The sequence below is a fragment of the Aquimarina sp. MMG015 genome (assembly GCF_018100855.1).
In the GTDB taxonomy this organism is placed as follows: domain Bacteria; phylum Bacteroidota; class Bacteroidia; order Flavobacteriales; family Flavobacteriaceae; genus Aquimarina; species Aquimarina latercula.
Map to the genome: position 1 here is coordinate 441,809 of NZ_JAGJEB010000003.1, position 21,879 is coordinate 463,687.

At 33.1% G+C, this 21,879-nt stretch carries 20 protein-coding genes; 7 read left to right on the forward strand and 13 right to left on the reverse strand.

Annotated elements, in window-relative coordinates:
* Window positions 1–29: 29 nt before the first annotated feature.
* Both J8L88_RS08550 and J8L88_RS08555 read right to left on the reverse strand, forming a co-directional pair.
* A complete protein-coding gene (locus J8L88_RS08550; RefSeq protein WP_108804982.1) occupies window positions 30–869 on the reverse strand; it encodes a pseudouridine synthase in 840 nt (279 codons plus the stop codon).
* Window positions 870–917: 48 nt separating this feature from the next.
* Entirely contained in the window at window positions 918–1,874 is a 957-nt protein-coding gene (locus J8L88_RS08555) for a carbon-nitrogen hydrolase family protein (RefSeq protein ID WP_118387823.1), read from the reverse strand.
* Window positions 1,875–2,330: 456 nt separating this feature from the next.
* Between J8L88_RS08555 and J8L88_RS08560 the strand changes: the two genes are divergently transcribed.
* Window positions 2,331–2,675, forward strand: a complete 345-nt coding sequence (locus tag J8L88_RS08560) for a hypothetical protein (RefSeq protein ID WP_051336268.1) — start codon at window positions 2,331–2,333, stop codon at window positions 2,673–2,675.
* A gap of 65 nt (window positions 2,676–2,740) precedes the next feature.
* Here the strand turns inward: J8L88_RS08560 and J8L88_RS08565 are convergent, their stop codons facing one another.
* The 3 genes from J8L88_RS08565 to J8L88_RS08575 are packed head-to-tail and all read right to left on the reverse strand — an operon-like array spanning window position 2,741 to window position 5,733.
* Window positions 2,741–3,649 carry a geranylgeranylglycerol-phosphate geranylgeranyltransferase gene (locus J8L88_RS08565; protein ID WP_027394912.1) on the reverse strand — a complete coding sequence of 303 codons (909 nt, stop codon included), beginning with the start codon at window positions 3,647–3,649 and terminating at the stop codon, window positions 2,741–2,743.
* A 15-nt stretch (window positions 3,650–3,664) separates the two neighbouring features.
* A complete protein-coding gene (locus J8L88_RS08570; protein ID WP_027394911.1) occupies window positions 3,665–4,600 on the reverse strand; it encodes a mevalonate kinase in 936 nt (311 codons plus the stop codon).
* 47 nt (window positions 4,601–4,647) lie between these two features.
* Complete coding sequence (locus J8L88_RS08575) at window positions 4,648–5,733, reverse strand: diphosphomevalonate/mevalonate 3,5-bisphosphate decarboxylase family protein (RefSeq protein WP_211060518.1); 1,086 nt, start codon at window positions 5,731–5,733, stop codon at window positions 4,648–4,650.
* 100 nt (window positions 5,734–5,833) lie between these two features.
* On the opposite strand from J8L88_RS08575, the gene J8L88_RS08580 reads away from it, so the two are divergent.
* Both J8L88_RS08580 and J8L88_RS08585 read left to right on the forward strand, forming a co-directional pair.
* A complete protein-coding gene (locus tag J8L88_RS08580) occupies window positions 5,834–6,307 on the forward strand; it encodes a TspO/MBR family protein (RefSeq protein ID WP_027394909.1) in 474 nt (157 codons plus the stop codon).
* 27 nt (window positions 6,308–6,334) lie between these two features.
* The gene (locus J8L88_RS08585) at window positions 6,335–6,892 is read left to right on the forward strand and encodes a TetR/AcrR family transcriptional regulator (protein WP_027394908.1); all 558 of its coding nucleotides are present in this window, start codon (window positions 6,335–6,337) and stop codon (window positions 6,890–6,892) included.
* 85 nt (window positions 6,893–6,977) lie between these two features.
* Here J8L88_RS08585 and J8L88_RS08590 read toward each other — a convergent pair whose 3' ends face one another.
* From J8L88_RS08590 to J8L88_RS08610, 5 genes are all read right to left on the reverse strand, one after another.
* Window positions 6,978–7,760 (reverse strand): hypothetical protein, encoded by a 783-nt coding sequence (locus tag J8L88_RS08590; protein ID WP_027394907.1) that lies wholly within the window; start codon window positions 7,758–7,760, stop codon window positions 6,978–6,980.
* Window positions 7,761–7,834: 74 nt separating this feature from the next.
* The gene (locus J8L88_RS08595; RefSeq protein ID WP_027394906.1) at window positions 7,835–8,392 is read right to left on the reverse strand and encodes a DUF1697 domain-containing protein; all 558 of its coding nucleotides are present in this window, start codon (window positions 8,390–8,392) and stop codon (window positions 7,835–7,837) included.
* Between the two features lie 2 nt (window positions 8,393–8,394).
* A complete protein-coding gene (locus J8L88_RS08600) occupies window positions 8,395–9,603 on the reverse strand; it encodes an NAD(P)/FAD-dependent oxidoreductase (RefSeq protein WP_211060519.1) in 1,209 nt (402 codons plus the stop codon).
* Window positions 9,603–10,280 carry a glycerophosphodiester phosphodiesterase family protein gene (locus J8L88_RS08605; protein WP_211060520.1) on the reverse strand — a complete coding sequence of 226 codons (678 nt, stop codon included), beginning with the start codon at window positions 10,278–10,280 and terminating at the stop codon, window positions 9,603–9,605. Before J8L88_RS08605 ends, J8L88_RS08600 begins: the two co-directional genes overlap by 1 nt.
* Before the next feature lie 86 nt (window positions 10,281–10,366).
* On the reverse strand, window positions 10,367–11,545 hold the full coding sequence (locus J8L88_RS08610) for an acyl-CoA dehydrogenase family protein (RefSeq protein ID WP_027394903.1): 1,179 nt from the start codon (window positions 11,543–11,545) through the stop codon (window positions 10,367–10,369).
* Window positions 11,546–11,934: 389 nt separating this feature from the next.
* Between J8L88_RS08610 and J8L88_RS08615 the strand changes: the two genes are divergently transcribed.
* A complete protein-coding gene (locus tag J8L88_RS08615; protein WP_118387835.1) occupies window positions 11,935–12,246 on the forward strand; it encodes a hypothetical protein in 312 nt (103 codons plus the stop codon).
* Between the two features lie 107 nt (window positions 12,247–12,353).
* On the opposite strand, the gene J8L88_RS08620 is transcribed toward J8L88_RS08615, so the two are convergent.
* The 3 genes from J8L88_RS08620 to J8L88_RS08630 are packed head-to-tail and all read right to left on the reverse strand — an operon-like array spanning window position 12,354 to window position 14,140.
* Entirely contained in the window at window positions 12,354–13,067 is a 714-nt protein-coding gene (locus J8L88_RS08620) for a tRNA1(Val) (adenine(37)-N6)-methyltransferase (protein ID WP_211060521.1), read from the reverse strand.
* Window positions 13,068–13,070: 3 nt separating this feature from the next.
* Window positions 13,071–13,595 (reverse strand): ribosome maturation factor RimM, encoded by a 525-nt coding sequence (rimM, locus tag J8L88_RS08625; RefSeq protein ID WP_118387839.1) that lies wholly within the window; start codon window positions 13,593–13,595, stop codon window positions 13,071–13,073.
* 14 nt (window positions 13,596–13,609) lie between these two features.
* Complete coding sequence (locus J8L88_RS08630) at window positions 13,610–14,140, reverse strand: 30S ribosomal protein S16 (protein WP_211060522.1); 531 nt, start codon at window positions 14,138–14,140, stop codon at window positions 13,610–13,612.
* A 363-nt stretch (window positions 14,141–14,503) separates the two neighbouring features.
* On the opposite strand from J8L88_RS08630, the gene J8L88_RS08635 reads away from it, so the two are divergent.
* The 3 genes from J8L88_RS08635 (at window position 14,504) to J8L88_RS08645 (ending at window position 21,831) form a co-directional block, all read left to right on the forward strand.
* Window positions 14,504–15,394 (forward strand): DUF6252 family protein, encoded by an 891-nt coding sequence (locus J8L88_RS08635; protein ID WP_027394898.1) that lies wholly within the window; start codon window positions 14,504–14,506, stop codon window positions 15,392–15,394.
* A gap of 249 nt (window positions 15,395–15,643) precedes the next feature.
* Window positions 15,644–20,029: a DNA polymerase III subunit alpha gene (gene dnaE / locus J8L88_RS08640; RefSeq protein ID WP_211060523.1), complete on the forward strand. Its 4,386-nt coding sequence runs from the start codon at window positions 15,644–15,646 to the stop codon at window positions 20,027–20,029.
* Window positions 20,030–20,454: 425 nt separating this feature from the next.
* A complete protein-coding gene (locus J8L88_RS08645; protein ID WP_247666442.1) occupies window positions 20,455–21,831 on the forward strand; it encodes a hypothetical protein in 1,377 nt (458 codons plus the stop codon).
* Window positions 21,832–21,879: the final 48 nt, after the last annotated feature.

Sequence of the window (21,879 nt, forward strand, 5' to 3'; positions counted from 1 at the left end):
AATGTATACTCCGCGAAAATAAAAAAATTCTACATCATTTTCATATTAATCACCTCTTGTTCTGTAAGTATTCGCCAGTGACCTCTAGGCAGATCTTTTTTAGTTAATCCAGCAAAAATAACTCTATCTAATTTTACAACACCGTAATTAAGATGTTCGAAAAGTTTAGTTACGATACCGTTTTTTGAAGACATTAATTGTATCCCAATTTCATTTTTAGCAGCTCCTTCTATATAAGATATCTCATCTACCGAAATAAAACCTTCTTCTAATCGCACACCTTTTTCTATCTTCTGAAAATCCTCGAACTTTAGATTACGATCCAACTCTACATGAAAAATTTTGCGAACTCCAGTTTTATGATGAGTTAACTTCTTTTCTAAATCTACATCATTAGTAAAAAGTAACAAACCTGTGGTATTTCGTTCTAATCTACCTACTGGTTTTAATCTTGCCTTGGATGCATTAGCAACTAAATCCATTACTGTTCTTGTTTTCTCCGGACTTGTAGAAGTCACAAAACCTTTAGGCTTATTAAGCAACACATATTCTTTTCTTTCTGGTGTGATTAATCGACCATCAAACTTAACCTCATCTGTTAATTTAACCTTATATCCCATTTCGGTAACTGGTTTCCCGTTTACCCAAACACTTCCTGTTTGTATATACAAATCGGCATCTCTTCTAGAGCAAACTCCAGAATTAGCGACAAACTTATTTAATCGAATTTGATCGGGATCAGAAATCTTCTTAGGTGAATTATTATTGCCCTTTATGGGAGCCTTACCTTTACTATATGATTTTCTATTAGGTTTTCCACCTTGTCTTCCACTTCCTTTTCCTCTATTGGAATTGTCACCACGACTCATATCTTACATTTTTTGCAAAGATAGTTGTTTCGTTTTTAGAAATGACAACTATTCTTCACCAAACCAAACAGTACTTTGACGCTCTCTATTTACATTAAGCTGCGTTACATCTGGTCGGGAGTAATGTCCTACAGGATCAAAATTCTGGCGTTCTTGCAATACACGATTAAAGTCTAAAGTTTCTATTAGCAAGCCTTCTTTATGAAGCACAGGCTCCAAAATCCACTCTCCATCCGGACCAGCAATACAGGAACCTCCATTACCTAAAACATCAGGAGCTTTTTTCAAAATTTCTTCTAGGTGTGGTGTCGTAGAAGGAAAATCCTCTTTTCGCATTAAACTAGATACAGAAATAACATAAGATCTTGATTCTCTTGCTATAAAACGAGTAATGTCTTTAGTATTATAATCACTTCCTGGCCAAACTGCGACATGTAGGTTTTCTCCTTGTCCATATAATGCTACCCTAGGTAATGGCATCCAGTTTTCCCAACAATTTAAACCTCCTACTGTAAATGCTTTAAGCGGATGTACCCGAAGCCCGTTACCATCTCCTGGAGCCCAAGTTAATCTTTCTTCATAAGTTGGTTGTAACTTACGATGTACAGATTTAATTTCTCCATCCCCATTTATATATACTAAAGATGCATATAAACTATGACCTCCTCTATCCAAGGGTCGTTCGATAACACCTAAATAGATTGCTATACTATTCTCTTTTGCTAAATCACAAATTCCGTCTAAATCTCCTCGCTCTATAACTACTGCATTCTGAGCATAATGAGCATGAATTTCTTTCTGGATCTTATTGTCGAACTGAGCTCCATCGGTTAGTGAAACCCAAAAAGGATATCCAGGCAGTAACGTTTCTCCAAAAACAATAAGCTCTGCCTTTTTTTGTGCCCCTTCAATAATTGATTTTTTTATTTTTTCTATTGTAGCCCTTTTATCCAACCAAACTGGCGATATCTGAGCTAAAGCCACAGTAAGTAATTGATCCTTCATAAAGAATGTCTAAAATTGATTTTTAAATTTATCCAGATTTATAGTTAATGTTTACAAATTATTAAGAGTTTAGTTAACGAATAATTAACATTCAAAAAATTGATTTTCAAATACTTAAATCTTAAAAATCGCTTTACGGTTAAACCATTACTTAACATTATGGTAACATTAAAAAAGGTCCAAAAATTCAATTATTCGTATCGCAATAAGATTAAGACTTGAGAATTTAACATCAAAAAAATCAATCCTCCTAAATACTCCCAAAGTAAACTTATAAAAAGTATATATTATTCAAAGTTCAATTTATGTTAAAACGTTCTCTTTTTTACGCAAAGGTAAACTTAGCAATACATTCTAATAAAATATAAACTCAAAAATAATTACGTATCGGTTCTACATTTGTCTTGTAAAATTAAAACAAATAAAATTTTATAACTCAAATAAAAACACGTAACAATGAAAAAATTAATTGTATTAGTAGTAGCCATTTTAGCAACAACTCAAATTTTTGCAAATGACAAAAACACTAAAGAAACTTCAGAGCAAAAACTAAGAAACGAAATTGCTCTTTTATTAGACAGACCAGAAATTAGGTTAGAGAGTAACGAAATTAAAGCTAACATTGAATTTATCTTAAATGCTAAAGGAGAAATTGTAATCCTTACAGTAGATTCAGAAAAACAAGCAATAGAACAGTACGTAAAATCTAGATTAAATTACAAAAAAGTTGACACTGACGCCATCAAAACTGGTAACAAAGTATTTAAGATTAAGCTAAAAGTATTAAACCCTGAAGCTTAAAACTTACTAAAACAAACCTTGTTTAGAAGAGCAGTTATATCCGAATGATATAGCTGCTTTTTTTATTACCAAAGAAGTCTATCCAGTATCATATTAACATCAATCAGTATAATACTAAATACTCCAGATACAATGATTAATTTTAAAATATTGTGCAACCAAACATAATGTATCCTCCCATCTGATTTCCATAACGCTATTAGAAATAGCAACAATAATGTTAGACAAACATAAAAGTAAAGATACATGTAGCCTACTTCGTACTTTGTAAGTAGTAAATAAATAGGCAGACACGAAGCTAACACTAATAAACTAATCATTTTTTTCGAAGCTGATTCTCCATAAATAATTGGAATCGTTTTATAATTTTGAGCTACATCGCCTCTAAGATTCCCAAGATCTTTGACCATTTCTCTCATCACTAACATTAAAAACAAAAAGGTAGCATGAACAAAAACCACCTCATCAAAGTTTTTATAATAAATGAACACAGCAAAGAAAGGAGTAATGGACAACGTAGATGCTACGAAATTACCGAGAAACGGCATTCTTTTTAGCTTATGAGAATATAACCATATTCCAAAGACGTATAAAGAAAAAAACAATACCGCTTTAAAAGAAACATAACTAGCTAATATTACTGAAAGAAAGTTAAGCACGAAATATCCAGTTAATTTAGTTCGTTGGCTTACTAAACGATCTAACATTGTTTTCTGAGGTCTATTTATAAGATCCTTTTCCCTGTCATAAAAATTATTGATAATATATCCTGCTGCAATTACGCTTGCAGATGCTAAAACAATAACAAATAAGTTCGCATCAAAAAGCACTTCTCTTAAAGGAATGTGAGGAGCTAGAATAAAGATGGAAGTAAGATATTGTGCTAAAACAATAATGAGCACATTATATCCTCTAACAATAGAAAATAGGCTCAATAATTTGAGTAGGATGAGTTTATTTTTTCTAGAAAACATCCTACAGTAGATCTATTAAAAGTTGTATACCACTTCTAATTTATAATCTTTTAATGCAGTTTGGGCTTTATTAAAATCCTGGGTAAAACCTAATATATAACCACCGCCTCCAGAACCACATAATTTAAGATAATAATCATTGGTTTCTATTCCGTTTTTCCATAATGCATGAAACTGCTTAGGAATCATTGGCTTAAAATTATCTAAAACAACATTAGACAACTGTTTAATATTAGAAAACAATGATTTTATATCGCCTTTCAAAAAGTCATCAACACAAGCATCGGTATGCTTAACAAACTGATTCTTAAGCATTGATCGAAATCCCTCTTGCTTCATGCTTTCCATGAAAATGCTTACCATCGGAGCAGTTTCTCCTACAATACCACTATCCAATAAAAATACAGCTCCCTTTTTATGATCTACACTTTGCGACGGAATTCCTGCAGGTTCTATATTATCTTTAGAATTAATTAGAATAGGAAGGCTTAAATAACTGTTTAAAGGATCTAAACCAGAACTACTGCCATGAAAAAATGATTCCATGAATCCGAAAATCTCTTTTAACTTCAACAATTTATCTCGGGTAAGATTTTCTAGAACCGTAATCTTATCCGTAGCGTATTTATCATAAATTGCTGCTACAAGTGCTCCACTGCTTCCTACTCCATATCCTTGAGGAATACTACTATCAAAATACATCCCAGATGCCACATCGTTTTTCAACCTTTCTAAATCGAATTCTACGATATTTTTATCTTGAACACTTTCTAAATAACTAGTGAAATCAATTAAACTTTTATTGGATTTAGTCGCTTCTTCATCTGGATTATCAGATACTTTTAGAGCTCCTTTGAAGAAATTATAGGGTATAGAAAGCCCTTTTGAGTCTTTAATTATACCATATTCTCCAAACAATAATATCTTAGAGTAAAAAAGTGGTCCTTTCATCTGTTCGTATTCCTTATATCCAATTTGTCTAACTAATTAGGATAAAGTTACAACAATTTAGCACCTAATCCTATTTTGTCGCAAATATACTGTCCTTTCTCACAATATACAACTAACTCTCTCTTAATGAAGTCGATTACCTGTTCCTTCTCCGAATCTGGATATAATATATGAACATTTGCTCCAGCATCTAAGGTGAAACAAATTTTAGATCCTGTCTCTTTTCTATACTCCCAAATCTTATTAATAACAGATAATGTGTTTGGTTTCATAAGAATAAAATAAGGTAAAGAAGTCATCATCATTGCATGCAAGGTCAATGCTTCACTTTCCACCACTTCAATAAACTTATCCAAGTCTCCGGAAATTAAAATACTTTTAAGTTTATCTATATTTTCGTTTGCTTGTTTAAATCTTTCAGAAGAAAAAGGATGGCCATGCATTAAATCATGACCAACAGAGCTACTCACTTGTTTTTCTCCTTTATCGACAAGAAGAATAGTATCTTGATAATTCTTAAAATTTTCGTGAATGGTATAAGGAAATTTTACTGCATATGCATCATTACTTCCTTCTACATTTTTATGCGCTCCCCAAACTGTAATCGGCCCTTCTATACTTCTACTAGCACTTCCTGATCCTAATCTAGATAAAAAGGAAGTTTTCTGAACAAACTCGTCGCCGGTCATCTCAGGGTTTAGCTGTTTTTCTAACTGCATTAAACAATATGCCAAAGCACTCATCCCACTTGCAGAAGAAGCTATTCCACTACTATGAGGAAATGTATTACTTGTTTCTATTATAAACTTATATTGCTTAAGAAAAGGAACGTAGGTAATTATTCTTTGAAAAAAACTTTGAATTTTTGGTTTAAAATCTGGTTTGGGTTTTCCTTCAAAAAACAACTCGAATTGAAAATTTTCAGAAATACTTTCTAATTTTTCATATCTTAATATGGTCTCAGTTTTACAAGTATCTAACGTAAAACTTATAGAAGGATTTTCTGGAAATTGCACTGGTCGTTTTCCCCAATATTTCACTAAGGCAATATTACTCGGTGATGTACAAGAAATAGATCCTTTATTAAGAACTACAGAAGATATTTTAGTGACAAATTGACTATAATCACCCATAACGTAAAAAATAATTTTGGCAAAGATAAGTTGTTATATGCTTTTAAAAGTAAGCTAGTAAAAATAAATTGCTATTTTAGTATTTAACTAACTAATTCGAATGAAAAAAAAAATACTGCGTATTGGTATTGCTGTTTTGCTATGCTTGTTAATTGGTTTTTTGAGTAGTATTGCTACGCAAACATCGATTACCAGTTGGTATCCAGGACTGCAAAAACCTTCCTTTACGCCCCCAAATTGGCTCTTTGCCCCAGTATGGACAGCCCTATATATTATGATGGGAATTGCTGCCGGAATTGTTTGGAGTAAAGGTTTTTATCATAAATGGGTAAAAACTGCGTTATACCATTTTGGGTTTCAACTTTTACTCAATGCTGCGTGGTCCATTTTTTTCTTTGGATTACGTAATCCATTGATTGCACTTGTGGATATACTTGCCCTGTTTATCCTTTTATTGTTTACAATCAGGTGGTTTAAAGTTGTTAACTCAACAGCCGCTTACCTACTTATCCCTTACTTGATATGGGTTGCTTATGCAACTGCATTGAATTTTGCTATTTGGCAACTTAACTAAACCAAGAATGAAGGAATAAAAATTTTTATGAACAAAAAGTCAATTGTCTTACAGACAACTTTAGAATTAATCACAAAACAAGGAATACGGGCAACTTCTCTTTCGCAAATTATTAAAGAATCTGGTGTTGCCAATGGAACTGTATATCACCATTTTAAGAATAAAGAGGAAATTATTACAGAACTCTATTTAATGCTTACTCAAGATTTTGGAACTGTTGTTATGCGTAATGTCCCTGAGGACGATATTAAAAAGCAGTTTTCAATTATGTGGCTTAATCTATTTCACTATTTCGTAAACAACCCATTAGCTTTTGTGTTTTCTGAACAGATTGCAAGATCTCCAGAAATCCCTCAATCCTTAAAAGATAAAGCGAGACAATATTACGGGGAGATCGAGAATTATTTTAAATCAGGTATTCGGCAAAAAGTATTCAAATCATATAACTCCATGGTTATGGAAGAATTGTTTTTTGGAAATGTTGTATCCCTAGTAAAAATTCACGAAAATGAAAAAGTGAAATTATTAGATAAACATATTAATCAAGCAATAGAAATATCCTGGAAAGGGTTTCTTAGAGATTAATTTTAAAAAAAACAATAATAAAAGTATCCTACAGACATATATCGATAGGATACTTTTATTATTGTTGTATTATATTTGAGCTAGCCTAATTAAATATTACATCTACGCAGGAATCTTTATATAATTTTTTGACCGCTGCTTGTATGGCTTTTTTGGGCTCTTTTGTCTTTCCTATAGATTTACCTTTATAATAGACACCTCCGTTTCCTTTCCAAGAAAATTCATCACTATGAGATTTAATAACTCTTACTCCATCCTTTTTAGTAATCTGAAAAGACTCCAATTTTTGATCGTATTCTAATCCTGCAGGAAAATAAACTTCTGTAACAAATTTAGTGTCTCCATTTCCATACATATAACAAACACACTCTCCTATATCTTTTGCTTCTGAAACCCTCACCATATTATTTTGAACAATCCTCCATCTTTCATTAACCTTTACACCCACCAAATCCATTAACATGGTTCCCCTCTCCGCTAATTTCTTATCTATAAATGACTCAAAATTAACCACTGCAGAAATGATTCCTGCATTCTCTTTTTGGTTTTGAAAAACAACTTTGTCTAATGTAAGTTTAAAACTATAATTATCATCATTAATGATATCATCCAATTGCGAAGAAATATTCTTTTTATCGTAATCTTTTCTTACCAAAGCTCCTGATAGATTAACATAAACTGTATTTCCACTATATTTCTCATCAAATAGATATAAAACACTATTTTTTTTTGCTCCTCTTTCTAAATCATTAATCTTATTGATATAATCCATCAATAATTTTTTTATAGGTTCTTTGTCATTCGCATGAGCAACATATGCGTTATTATAGATAAAAACGATAATAAGTATTAGTGTAATTTTTTTCATAGTGTATAAGGTAATGGTTAAACCTTTTTAATATACGAAATTTTACACAGATTTCCGAGAAGTATTTATACAACTTATTTAGATAAAGAACTTAATTCCAATAATTTATTCATTGTTTTAAGGTTTCTAGCTGTGGCTTGACACTTTAGTTTCTTTTCAAAGAAATTACTGTGAAGCTTTGTTTTACCATAACCATTTGCAGCGAATAAATAGACTACATCTTTGGTTATACTAAACTCTTCTGGAACAAACGAAACTAAAGACAGTTCTTCCGAAACTTTTATATCTGGATGCTCATATAGCAACATAAAATACATTTTTTTACTTTCAAGCTCATCCTCTTTGATTTTATTAATAAATGGATTATTCTTAAGTATCTTATCTAATTTTTCATAAGTAATCATCAAAACAGGAACATCAAAACCAAACCGCTCCTCAATACCAACTCTAATTCTCATTTCTAACGATCGAATATCTTCTGAACTATGTTGAACAATAACATTACCACTTTGGATATATGTAACCACCGAAGTAAATTCTAAGTTTAAAAAAAGCTGTTTAAGATCAGCCATTTTAATCTTTTTATGACCCCCAACATTAATTCCTCTCAATAAGACTATGTATGTATTCATATTTAAGATATAATAGCTTGAGCAGCAATATACGCACCTGTCCAGGCATTCTGAAAATTAAACCCTCCTGTAATTGCGTCAATATTTAATATTTCTCCGGCGAAGTATAGATTCTTATATTTCTTACTTTCAAAAGTTTTAAAATTAATCTCCTTAAGATCAATTCCACCAGCGGTAACAAACTCTTCTTTAAAGGTACTCTTCCCTTTGACCTTAAAAATTCCTTGAGTCAATTCTTCTGATAATTTAAATAATTGAGATTTATTAATATCTGCCCATCGAGTAGTATTATGTATCCCAGACGCTAGAACTAAGCTTTGCCATAACCTTTTTGGTAATTCAAATTGAGCATATTTAAAAACCTGTTGCTTAGGGTTTTTATTTTTTAGTGATTTTAGCACATCTACCACCTCTTCTTTAGTATAATCCTGTAGCCAATTAACAATAATCTCAAAATTATACTGATAGGAATTCAACTCTACCGCGCCCCAAGCAGATAATTTAAGTATAGCGGGACCACTCATACCCCAATGCGTAATAAGCAAAGGACCATCACTAGTCAATTTGGAATTCTTTACTGCAACCGAAGCTTCTGTAGCGATTCCTGGCAATTCTTTAATTCTACTATCTTTTATATTAAATGTAAATAATGATGGGACAGCATCAATAGTTTTAAGATCTAACTCATTAAGTTTTGTCCATATCTTAGGGTTACTTCCGGTAGCCAACATTAATTTTTCAGCTTCAAAATCACCTTGATTCGTAATTACCTTCCAAATTTCTTCTTCCTTATAAAAATTTTTGACAACATGATTTTTTAGAACTTCAATACCAAGTTTTTTTGATTCTGAAAGGAAGCAATCAATAATAGTCTGTGAAGAATCAGAAACAGGAAAAATTCTTCCATCATCTTCTATTTTTAATTCTACTCCACGACTACTAAACCATTCTATAGTATCACCAGTCATAAAAGTATGAAAAGGACCTATAAGTTCTTTCTCTCCCCTAGGGTAATTCTTGCTTAATTCATCCGGAACAAATTCTGCATGAGTAACATTACATCTTCCACCACCCGAAATTCTTACTTTGGATAAAACCTCTTTCCCTCTTTCTAGAATCCCTATCTTAAGCTTAGGATTCTTTTCTGCTACATTTATAGCTGTAAAAAACCCTGCTGCACCTCCACCAATTATTAAGAAATCATATTGCATTAAGCAAAATTAGGGAAATCTGTAATGATACCATCAACCTTCCAAGTTTTTGATGACTTTATCTTAGACGAATCATTTACGGTCCATGTATACACTTTAAACCCATTGTTCTTCGCTGAAGTGACTTCTTCTTTTTGTAAAGAAAGTATTGGAGGATGCAGAGAAAATGCTTCTAGCACTACTGCAACCTTAAGTATTGATGGAATACTTTTTTCCGTCAAAACACCTAATTTAAACTTAGAAGTTTTCGATTTTATCTGAAATAATTGAGAATGATCAAAACTAGACAAGATAAAATCATCATAATCCCAATCTGAATCTTTGATTTGTCGTTCTAAAAGCTCCAGGACAGGACCAGCAGTCCCTATTCCTTTTAGCTCTATATTAACTATACATTTGGCGTTTACAAAATCTAACACCTCATTAAGTGTTGGAATTCTATACCCTTCTTTTGTTCTATATTTTTTTAACTCCTGAAACGTAAATTCAGAAACTTTCCCTTTACCATTTGTTGTTCTCTCTAAGGTTTCGTCATGGATTACAACAAGCTCTCCTGATTTACATTTATGAATATCTATTTCAATTCCGTCAACATTATATTTAAAAGCCTCAGCTATAGACTCTACTGTGTTTTCTGCAACTAATCCAGCTGCTCCACGATGTCCAATTATCTTCATAATTAAAACTATTTTCTAAACCACAAAAATATTAGCACAAAACATCTTACTATTTCAAGATGTTTGTGTTTTCCTTAAATTATCAATTATTTAAACGCTGCAATTCCTGTTATATCCATACCAGTTATCAAAAGATGAATATCATGAGTTCCTTCATAGGTAATTACACTCTCTAAATTCATCATATGTCTCATAATACTATATTCTCCTGTAATCCCCATTCCTCCGAGAATTTGTCTAGCTTCACGTGCTATTTTTATCGCCATATCGACATTATTTCTCTTTGCCATAGAGATTTGTGCAGAGGTAGCTTTTCCTTCTTCTCTTAACACTCCCAATCGCCAAGCTAGTAACTGTGCTTTAGTAATTTCAGTAATCATTTCTGCCAATTTCTTTTGCTGTAACTGAGTACCTCCAATTGGTTTATCAAACTGAATTCTTTCCTTAGAATATCGTAATGCGGTATCATAACAATCCATAGCTGCCCCTATTGCTCCCCAAGCGATCCCAAAACGAGCTGAATCTAAACAACCTAGCGGAGCTCCTAATCCACTTTTTCCTGGTAATAAGTTCTCTTTTGGCACTTTTACATTATCGAAAATAAGCTCTCCAGTTGCAGATGCACGTAATGACCATTTATTATGTGTTTCTGGTGTAGAAAAACCTTCCATACCTCTTTCTACAACAAGTCCGTGAACTCTTCCTTCTTCATTCTTTGCCCAAACTACAGCAATATCTGCAAAAGGAGCATTTGATATCCATAACTTTGCCCCATTGAGTAAATAATGATCTCCCTTATCTTTAAAATTAGTTGTCATCCCGCCTGGATTAGATCCATGATCAGGTTCCGTAAGCCCAAAACATCCCATAAATTCTCCAGACGCTAACTTAGGAAGGTATTTATTTCGTTGGTCTTCAGTTCCATATTTCCAAATTGGATACATCACTAATGAAGATTGCACTGATGCCGTAGAACGTACTCCAGAATCTCCTCGTTCTATTTCCTGCATAATTAAACCGTAACTAATCTGATCCAGTCCTGCTCCACCATATTTTTCTGGAATATAAGGCCCAAAAGCTCCTATTTCTGCTAATCCCTTAATAATTTGATTAGGAAATTCTGCACGTTGCGCATATTCTTCTATAATAGGAGACACATCTCGTTTTACCCAACTACGAGCAGCATCACGAACCAATTTATGTTCGTCGGTCAAAAGTTCATCTAAATTATAATAGTCTGGTGCTTCAAAAAGATCGGGCTTCATTATATTTTCTATTTATATTTTATACTATTTTCAAAATTATGGTTATTAAACCGCTAACAAATGTAATTAATGAAAAAAGAGCAACCAATTTTTTTTGACTTCTTAAAATATATTATAAAACACTGAGGATAATTTATAGGTAAAATTTAATTGTTGACACAATGTATACAAAGTAATCTATAAGTATAGAACCCAAGTAATTTGTTGCAAATTTCCGCATTACTCACTTTATTTCTACACATTTTAGATACCCTTAACATTATTAATATTTTATTTAAAACACTATCTATCAGTATTTTAAATTCAAAACTGTCTAAAAACATCCTCTGGCATAGTTATTCCAATTAATTAATCATCGAAATAAAGAATAATTAAAACCTAAAAACAAAATGAAAAATTTATTTGTATTACCAGTATTAGCTTTTGGACTTTTATTAGGAACTCAGAATATAAATGCACAGGAAACATCTTCTGATGAAACTGTAGAAGTTATTACTCAAGAAAAATATATCGAATTAGCTGTTGAAAATTTACCTCAACCAGTACTTGACGCTGTGGCAAAAGATTTTGCAGGTGCAACGATAAGCAAAGCTGCTGCAAAAGAAGATGCATCTGAGTTTAAATTAGAACTTACAAAAGAAGATGGTGAAACAGTTGAAGTATTATGTGATGCTGAAGGAAACTGGATTGGCAAAAGTTAACCGTATTAAAAATCTTTAAGAGTGTTTGTTTATAGAAATATAGACTAAACTTCGTAGAGTGATTGAATTTGGAAAAAGAGGAGTTATTTATAGCTCCTCTTTTTTATTTACATTTTTAAATAAAAATCTTTAGTTAACTCTATATACTTAGAAGTATACTGATGCCTATCAGTTTCAACAACCAAGGTATCTTCTTCGAAATCAACTTGATCAAAACCAAACAACAACAGAGTTCTCTTAATATCAGAAGAAGGGTTTCCCTGAACTCTTGTTATCTTTTCAGGAAACAATCCTGCACTTTTAGCAATGTTTATGGCGTTTTTCTCTTCTTTAAAAGGCAGCACAACTGCAAACTTACCTTTTTCAGAAAGTAAGTGGGAAGCTCCTATAAAAAGATGTTCAAATGGAAGCGCATCCTCGAACCTAGCTATGGCACGAGTAGCATCTTCAGTTTTATAAGTATCAGTATAAAATGGGGGATTACTAATTAATAAATCATATTTATCATCGATCTCTTGAAAGAATTCCTGAAAAGAAGCATGATAACAAAATAAACGATCACCCCAATCAGAAGCTTCGAAGTTTTCCACTGATTGTTCATATGCAGCAGCATCAATCTCCACAGCATCAATAATCTCGGCATAAGAACGCTGAGCCATCATCAAAGCAATCACACCGGTTCCTGTTCCCACATCAAGGACGGAAGACACATTATCTGATAAAGGAACCCAAGACCCTAATAAAACAGCATCAGTTCCTATTTTCATGGCACACCTATCTTGATGTACAGTAAACTGTTTAAAACGAAATGGTTTAGACATATATTAAAGATATAGATCTATCAATCCTTCTGGAGTACGTACAAAAACTGTATTTGTTTTTCTATCTACCTTATCTATAAATTCATCATTCATTGGTATCAATATTTCAATACCTTCACGATCAATCTCAAAAAGAGCTTGAGCAGTACTATCATTTATATGCTTAATAACACCTACCTCCCCAAAAGCAGCATCTACAATCTTAAAACCTATCACTTCATGGAAATAAAATTTATCTCCTTCCAGTTTTGGCAAAAGATTTAAGGGTAAGTATATTTCTGATTTCATTAGATCATCTGCATCCTCTTCTGAGTCTACATCTTCAAATTTCACTCGAAGCAAATCACTTTTATGAAGTGAGCTTTTTTCTATAAAAAATGGAACCAAGTTTTTATTATAATTAATAAAAACCGATTCCATTTTTACATAATTTTCAGGTTCATCAGTATCAAGTTTTATCAATACCTCACCTTTAAAACTAAATTTGCTTACGATTTTGCCTAGATAGAAGCAATCTTCTTTCTTCATCGTTAGTAATGCAACTATTCTTCCTCGCTGCTAGCTTCTTCAGTTACTTCTTCTGCTGCCTGTGCAGCAACTTCTTCCGCTTTTGCAGCAGCCTCAGCCTCAGCGGCTTCAGCTTCACGCTTAGCGTTTACTTCTTTTTCTGCAGCAATAGCTTTTGCTTTTGCATCAGCTTCTGCTTTTGCTAGAGAATCTTTCTTAGCAGTTACAGAACCTTCTTTTTCCTGAACCCAAGCATTGAATTTTTCCTCAGCTTGTTCTTCAGTTAAAGCTCCTTTTCTAACACCTCCTGCAAGGTGGTTTTTTAGCATTGCTCCTTTATAAGACAAAATAGCTCTAGCCGTATCAGTAGGTTGCGCTCCATTTTGTAACCATTTTACAGCACCATCTACATTTAAGTCAATTGTTGCTGGGTTAGTGTTTGGATTGTAAGTACCGATTTTTTCTAAAAATCTACCATCTCTTTTTGCTCTAGCATCAGCTGCTACGATCCAGTAAAAAGGTTTTCCTTTTTTACCGTGTCTCTGTAATCTAATTTTAACAGACATATGAATTAATTTTTGGGTACTCGACCCCGATTATAATTAAGTGCGCAAATGTAATCATTTTTAGCAAATTAGCTTCAAAATAATTAATCTTTAATTCTAATAGAAATTTACCTAATACCAGTCTTATTAAAAAACGAACTCTTGAAAGCAAATAAGTAACATAAATCAAAAACCGTAAAAACTTACTTTTTGAACGTTAAATATTATTTTTTGTGTATTTCATCGATATTATTTTGACATTAATCGTTTAAAAAAGTGATTTTGTTTGCTAAAAAATTGTTTTATACAGATTTTCATGATATGTTTGCATAAGTAATTTTAGTTACAGTTATCTGTATCTAGATTTTTTAAAGCCCCAAGCGTATGATTAAAAAAATTACTCCAATACTGGCAATTATATGCCTTTTTCTTAATTCTTGTACTACTGATATCGAGGTTAACACACCCGGTTTACAAGCTACTATTGACGGAAAATTATTTAGACCAGAGATCAAGAAAGCTATAATCCATGATGATGGCACATTAGTGATTGTAGGTAATACAGGTACTGAATCTATAAGTTTTACCACTTCATCAACAGACGTAGGAACCTATAGACTAGAACAACAAGCTATTAATACTGTAAGTTTTGAAGAAAATGACATAAAGTTTATTTCGGAGAATGGAATAAGCAACGGACAAATTGTAATAACAGAAATCTACAACAATCAAGTTTCTGGTAATTTCTATTTTGAAGACTTAAAAGGAACAAATGGTAAATCCGTAAGTTTTAGAAATGGATGGTTTTACAGATTACCAATTGAAAATTTTGTTCCCGAAGTACAAGAAGAAGAAGAGGAAGAAATTATCATAAATGTAGAAGAAGAGGAAGAGGAAGAAGATCCAGAAATAAATCCTTGTCTACTCAATGCTTCTTTAGTCGCTATGATTAATGGTAATGAAATGATTACTGATGATCACGATGCTATACCATTTGGAGTAAACAATCCTTCTATATTGATCAAAGCAAGTAATGAAAATGAAGAAATAACGATTGTTTTCCCTATTGACGTAACTGTTGGAGAGCATTCTTTAACCGGATCAGGCGCTTACAGTGCTACTTACAGTTTATACAATGATAAAGCATCAGCTGTCTCCGGAACATTGACAATAACTTCTCATGATACTGAAACAAAATGTATCAGTGGTAGTTTTGAATTCACCACTACAAGTGGAGTAGTTGTTACCGAGGGACGTTTTGAGTACGGATATTAATCACAACTCAACTATAATTCGAAAAGCGTTCACTAACTGGGTTAGTGAACGCTTTTTACTTACTACAAGTATTGGTATTTATTCAGCACCTTTTATGTTTTCTTCATCTTTAATAATATCACAAGGAATACTTCAGACATTAATAGTTAATAAATCTGAATAACTTTTAACCAATGTAACCTATCATTTTGGTTATTTTTGTGAATCACTTCCTTTGGAAGCTTGAACTTTCTCGAAACTGATCTTTTTATGTATTTAATTTTTGATACCGAAACCACAGGTTTACCTAAACGCTGGGATGCTCCTATAAGTGACACTGATAATTGGCCAAGGTGTATACAGATTGCTTGGCAATTACATGATGAAATGGGGAACTGTATCGAGCATCAAGATTATTTAGTAAAACCTGAAGGATTTAACATTCCTTATGACGCAGAAAAAATACATGGGATTTCCACTGCTCTAGCAGAACAAGATGGTATTACTCTAGAAGAAGTTTTAGAGAAATTTAATATCGCCTTATCAAAAACTAAATTCGTTGTAGGTCAGAATGTTGGCTTTGATGTTAATATTATGGGAGCTGAGTTTTACAGACTTGGTGTTGATAATGTACTACAAGAATTACCCGTTCTGGATACCTGTACAGAAACTACTGCTAGCTTATGTCAGATTCCCGGAGGACGTGGAGGAAAATTTAAACTTCCAACGTTAACAGAATTACATCAGTATTTATTTGGAACTGCATTTGGAGAAGCCCATAACGCAACAGCCGATGTAGAAGCCACTACTAGGTGTTTTCTGGAACTAATACGTAAACAAGTTTTTACTCAGGAAGAACTTGATGTACAACCTGATTATTTCCAAAACTTTAAAGAAATTAATAAAGAGCCTATTCAATTAATAGGCCTTAAACACATAAATCTAAAGAAAGCTTCTCAAAAAATACAGGAAGCACTGAATCAACAAGGTGGTTCTGATATTTCTCAACAAGAAATTAAGGATAATATTGCCGCCCTGGATTCTGTAAACTTCGCACACCTACATAATCATACTCAATTTTCCGTTTTACAATCAACCACTAGTATTCCTGATTTAGTAAAAGAAACTGCCAAACATAAAATGACAGCAGTAGCGATGACAGATCATGCTAATATGATGGGAGCTTTTCATTTCGTTTCTGCTGTTACAAATCACAATAAAAGTGTAAAATCAGCAAATGCAGAAGCTATAGAAAACGGCGAAGAACCTACAGGTGTAGAAATAAAACCAATCGTGGGTGTTGAATTCTTTGTTTGTGAAAATCATAAAGATAAAACGAGAAAAGATAACGGTTATCAAATAGTTTTACTTGCCAAAAACAAAAATGGATATCACAATTTAGCAAAAATGTCTTCTATAGGTTTTGTAGATGGATTCTACTATTTACCAAGAATTGATAAAGAAGTCATTAAACAATATAAAGAGGATATCATTGTACTCACAGGAAACCTCTATGGAGAAGTTCCGAGTAAAGTATTAAACATTGGCGAAAAACAAGCAGAGGAAGCTTTATTGTGGTGGAAAGAAGAGTTTGGAGATGACTTGTATATAGAGGTTATGCGCCATAATCAAGAGGATGAAAATCGTGTAAACCAAGTTCTGATAGATTTCTCCAAAAAACACAATATCAAAACCATTGCCTCTAACAATACTTATTATTGTGAAAAAGAAGATGCCAATGCCCACGATATTCTTTTATGTGTAAAGGATGGAGAAAAACAGGCTACGCCAATTGGTAGAGGAAGAGGATATCGCTACGGTCTACCAAACCAAGAATATTATTTTAAATCTTCTGAGGAGATGAAAAATTTATTCAAAGATCTTCCTGAAGCTATTATTAACATACAAGAGGTTATTGACAAAATAGAGCCTTTTGTACTAGCAAGAGATGTACTTTTACCAGCATTTAATATTCCTGAAAAATTTCAATTCGAAGAAGATCTGGCAGACGGAGGTAAAAGAGGAGAAAACGCCTATCTACGACATATCACTTATGAAGGTGCAAAAATACGATATGGAGAAATCACTCCTTCTATAGACGAAAGACTAGATTTTGAATTAAAGGTAATTGAAAAAACAGGATACCCAGGGTATTTCCTAATTGTAGAAGATTTTATACGCGCCGCAAGAGATATGGGAGTCTCTGTTGGGCCAGGAAGAGGGTCTGCAGCAGGATCTGCCGTTGCCTATTGTTTATGGATTACTAATCTAGACCCAATTAAGTATGATTTACTTTTTGAGAGATTCTTAAATCCGGATCGTGTAAGTATGCCCGATATTGATATTGATTTCGATGATGAAGGACGTGGACGAGTAATGGACTATGTGATTGAAAAATATGGCGCCAATCAAGTAGCGCAAATTATTACATATGGTACTATGGCAGCAAAATCTTCTATAAGGGATACTGCTCGTGTACTTGATCTACCTCTTGGAGACTCAGATCGTATTGCCAAATTGATTCCTAACATGTCCAAACTAGGTAAAATATTTGGAGTAGATGAAGCTACATTAAAAAAGAAGTTTAGAAGTGATGAGCTAGAAAAAGTACACGAACTTCTTAAAATTGCTGAAGGGAATGACTTAGAAGCTGAAACCTTAAATCAAGCAAGAATACTCGAGGGTTCAGTACGAAATACAGGAATCCATGCTTGTGGAGTCATTATTACACCCGATGATATTACAAAGTTTGTTCCGGTTGCTTTAGCAAAGGATTCCGACATGTACTGTACACAGTTTGACAATTCTGTTGTAGAGGATGCTGGATTACTAAAAATGGATTTCCTAGGGTTAAAGACACTAACTCTAATAAAAGATACGGTTAAAATTGTAAAAGCAAAACATGATGTAGATCTCGACCCAGAGAATTTCCCACTAGATGATGAAGAAACTTATGCTTTGTTCCAACGAGGAGAAACAGTTGGAGTATTCCAATATGAATCTCCGGGAATGCAAAAATACATGAAGGAACTTAAACCTACTGTTTTTGCTGATCTTATCGCAATGAATGCGTTGTATCGTCCAGGTCCTTTAGAATATATCCCTAGTTTTATTAATAGAAAACACGGTACCGAAGAAATTATATATGACCTAGAAGCCTGCGAAGAATACCTAAAAGAAACATACGGAATCACAGTATACCAAGAGCAAGTAATGCTTCTATCCCAAAAACTTGCGGATTTCACTAAAGGTGAAGCCGATGTACTTCGTAAAGCGATGGGTAAAAAGCAAAAGGCTGTTTTGGATAAAATGAAACCAAAATTCATTGAACAAGCCGCTGCAAAGGGTCACGCCGAAGACAAATTAGAAAAAATATGGAAAGATTGGGAAGCTTTTGCTGCCTATGCATTTAATAAATCCCACTCTACCTGCTACGCTTGGATTGCCTACCAAACAGCCTACCTAAAAGCACATTATCCTGCGGAGTACATGGCTGCTGTACTTTCTAATAACATGAACGATATTAAGCAAGTTACTTTTTTCATGGAAGAATGTAAACGCATGAAATTAGATGTATTGGGACCAGATGTTAACGAATCTTACAGAAAGTTCTCCGTAAACAAAGATGGTGCTGTTCGATTTGGTATGGGAGCAATAAAAGGTGTAGGAACAGGAGCTGTAGCTACTATTGTAGAAAACAGAAAAGAGGATGGTCCATACAAATCTATTTTTGACATGGCAAAACGAATTGACTTGCGTGCTGCCAATAAAAAAGCATTTGAAAGTCTAGCGCTTGCAGGAGGTTTCGACTCATTCTTAGAAACACATAGAGGTCAATATTTTCATCAAGATGGAGATAGCGTTACGTTTCTTGAGAAAGCTATGAAATATGGATCTAAGTATCAAGAAAATGAAAACTCTTCTCAAGTAAGCTTATTCGGAGAAGCTAGTGATGTACAAATACCTGAACCTGTAGTTCCCCCTTGCGAAGAATGGGGAACCATGGAAAAACTTGCCAGAGAAAAAGAAGTAGTAGGAATCTATTTATCTGGTCATCCATTAGATGATTTTAAATACGAAATGAAATATTTCTGCAATGGAACGCTATTAAATTTTGCGGATTTAGAAAATAACTTGAACCGAGAAATCTCATTTGGAGGTGTAATTACTGGTGTAGAGCATCGAACTTCTAAAAACGGAAAAGGTTGGGCAACCTTTACTATCGAAGATTATAATACCGCCCATGAATTTAGAATTTTTGGTGAAGACTACCTGAAACACAGACCATTTCTAGTACAAAGTACTTTTGTTTATGCGAAAGCTTTTATTAAAGAAGGCTGGGTAAATCGAGATACTGGTAAAAAAGGAGATCCAAGAATACAATTTAATAGCTTTCAGTTATTACACGATGTTATGGAAACGTATGCCAGAAAACTAACAATACAATTAGATATTAATGACCTTTCTGATAAGCGTATTGATGGTTTAAAAGAACTATTAACCGAGCATTCTGGGAATCATACGTTGAATTTTGTAATCTTCGAAATGGCGGAAAAACTAAAATTACATATGCCAAGTAGAAAACAAAAAGTTAATATTTCTCCAGAATTACTAACCGCTTTAGAAAACGATTCTGTATACTATAAATTGAATTAAAATTTATAGTAATTCCTTTTTTTATAACTAGAGATTTTTAGATTCTTTATAAAACAGAAAATCTAAAAAACCTTCCTATAAAAAAAACAAAAATAGCAATACCACATGTTAGTTACCTAACACTTACAAAATTTTCACACACTCTTAAAAAGTGAAAAAATATAATAATTATTTGTTAAAAACTTAATTTTAAAAAATAATTATCCTTGCTGAAATTAAAAACAAAGTGCTAACAATCAGTTGTTTACATAAATTTATTTTGGTTTCGGAAGCATTATTTTTCTCATTTTAACATTACCTCCTGTAAGTACAAAACATCGATGTCGTCTCAAACTAGGTAAGATCTTAAGACCCTTATATAAAACGATTGGCCAATTGTTTTTCTATTTATTTTTTTCAGAATATAACTATTAAAAACACAAAAAATGAAAAATTTTAAAACCATACTTTTAAGTATTTTCACTATCTCATTATTTATGGCCTGTAGCACAGACGACACTGTGGTTACTGAAGAACAATTAACAACGAGTGAAACAGCTGAAGACGCTTTAGAAAAAGAAGCTCAATCTAAAGGACTATTTCAATCTTTAAGAGCGCTAAAAGAAGCTAAAATTCTTTTAACTACCATTCGTAAAGATGGAGGAACCCCATTTAATGTATTTAACCCCGCACTTAGATTTACAGAATCACAAAATGTTTTTTTACCTAGTGTTTTAGGAATTGATTATAGAATTGACAGATCAGTTGTTCCTGCTGGACCTACAGCTAGATTTCCAATGTTTCAAGGTTGGGAAACATTGCCTGATGGAAACCTTAGAAAAGGGTATTATGTAATTACAGAAGCTTCTGACAAATTTATGGCCAAAAAACTAGGTGTTATTTTTTCTCCTAGAATGGCCGCATCAGTAGGGTCTGGAGGAGAGCAAAAAGCATATTTTAATCGTAACGGAAGATTAGTTTTTGAAGGATCTGTAGATTTTTCTCCAAAAAGATCATTAGTAGCTGGAGCGCCTGATGGATTGTTATTCGGTTTCCCTCCTGCAGAAGCTAACCCTGGTGCTATTGCAGATTCTAAATGGTCTTCTTATGTAGTATTACCAAGTGGTGTAGTTATTAACGCACAATTAGTAGCTAACAGTACTGGTATCCATGATAGAATTCCAAATCCAAACGGAAATAGTATCGAAGATCAAGACGACTTAAACAATCCTAATTTAGCTATTGATCAGGCATCAGTTGTAATGCAACTTTTAGATGGATGGCAAGCCGGTAAACCATACTATTTTCATATTGTTACTGACACGTCAGATCCAGGACCTGCAGCTATAGAATTAGGAGTTTTTGCTCCAAGGTTAGCTAATTTACCAACATTTGGTCTATTCCCAGGAGGGTCCATGTTGCCATTTAGTCCTACAGCAAATGGTAGAACAACTGATACTGATGGTTTTGGGGTACAAGGCTTAAATACGGCTTCTTTAAGTGATCAACAAGTACAAGATCCCACAAATACATTTCCAATAGATCCTAGAGACACAAGATATGCTCCTATGTGGGATGCACATGTAACTGAGTTTACAATTCCAGAATCAGATCGTCCAATCTTAAGAAGTTTTGACCAAGTAAATCAACTTCTCGAAGAAGGAGTTCTAATTCCTTTTAGAGGAAATGCAAATCCTAGCCCATTGGCAAATTCGTTATCAGATCTATTAACGGCTACAGGAGCCATTATCAACTGTCCTGTTATTACACAACCTGATGCTAGTGTTATTGGTACTCAAATAGGAATACCTACAAATAATTAGTAGTAACTTTTATAAACCTTTTGAAAAAGCTCAGTAACCTATAGGTGC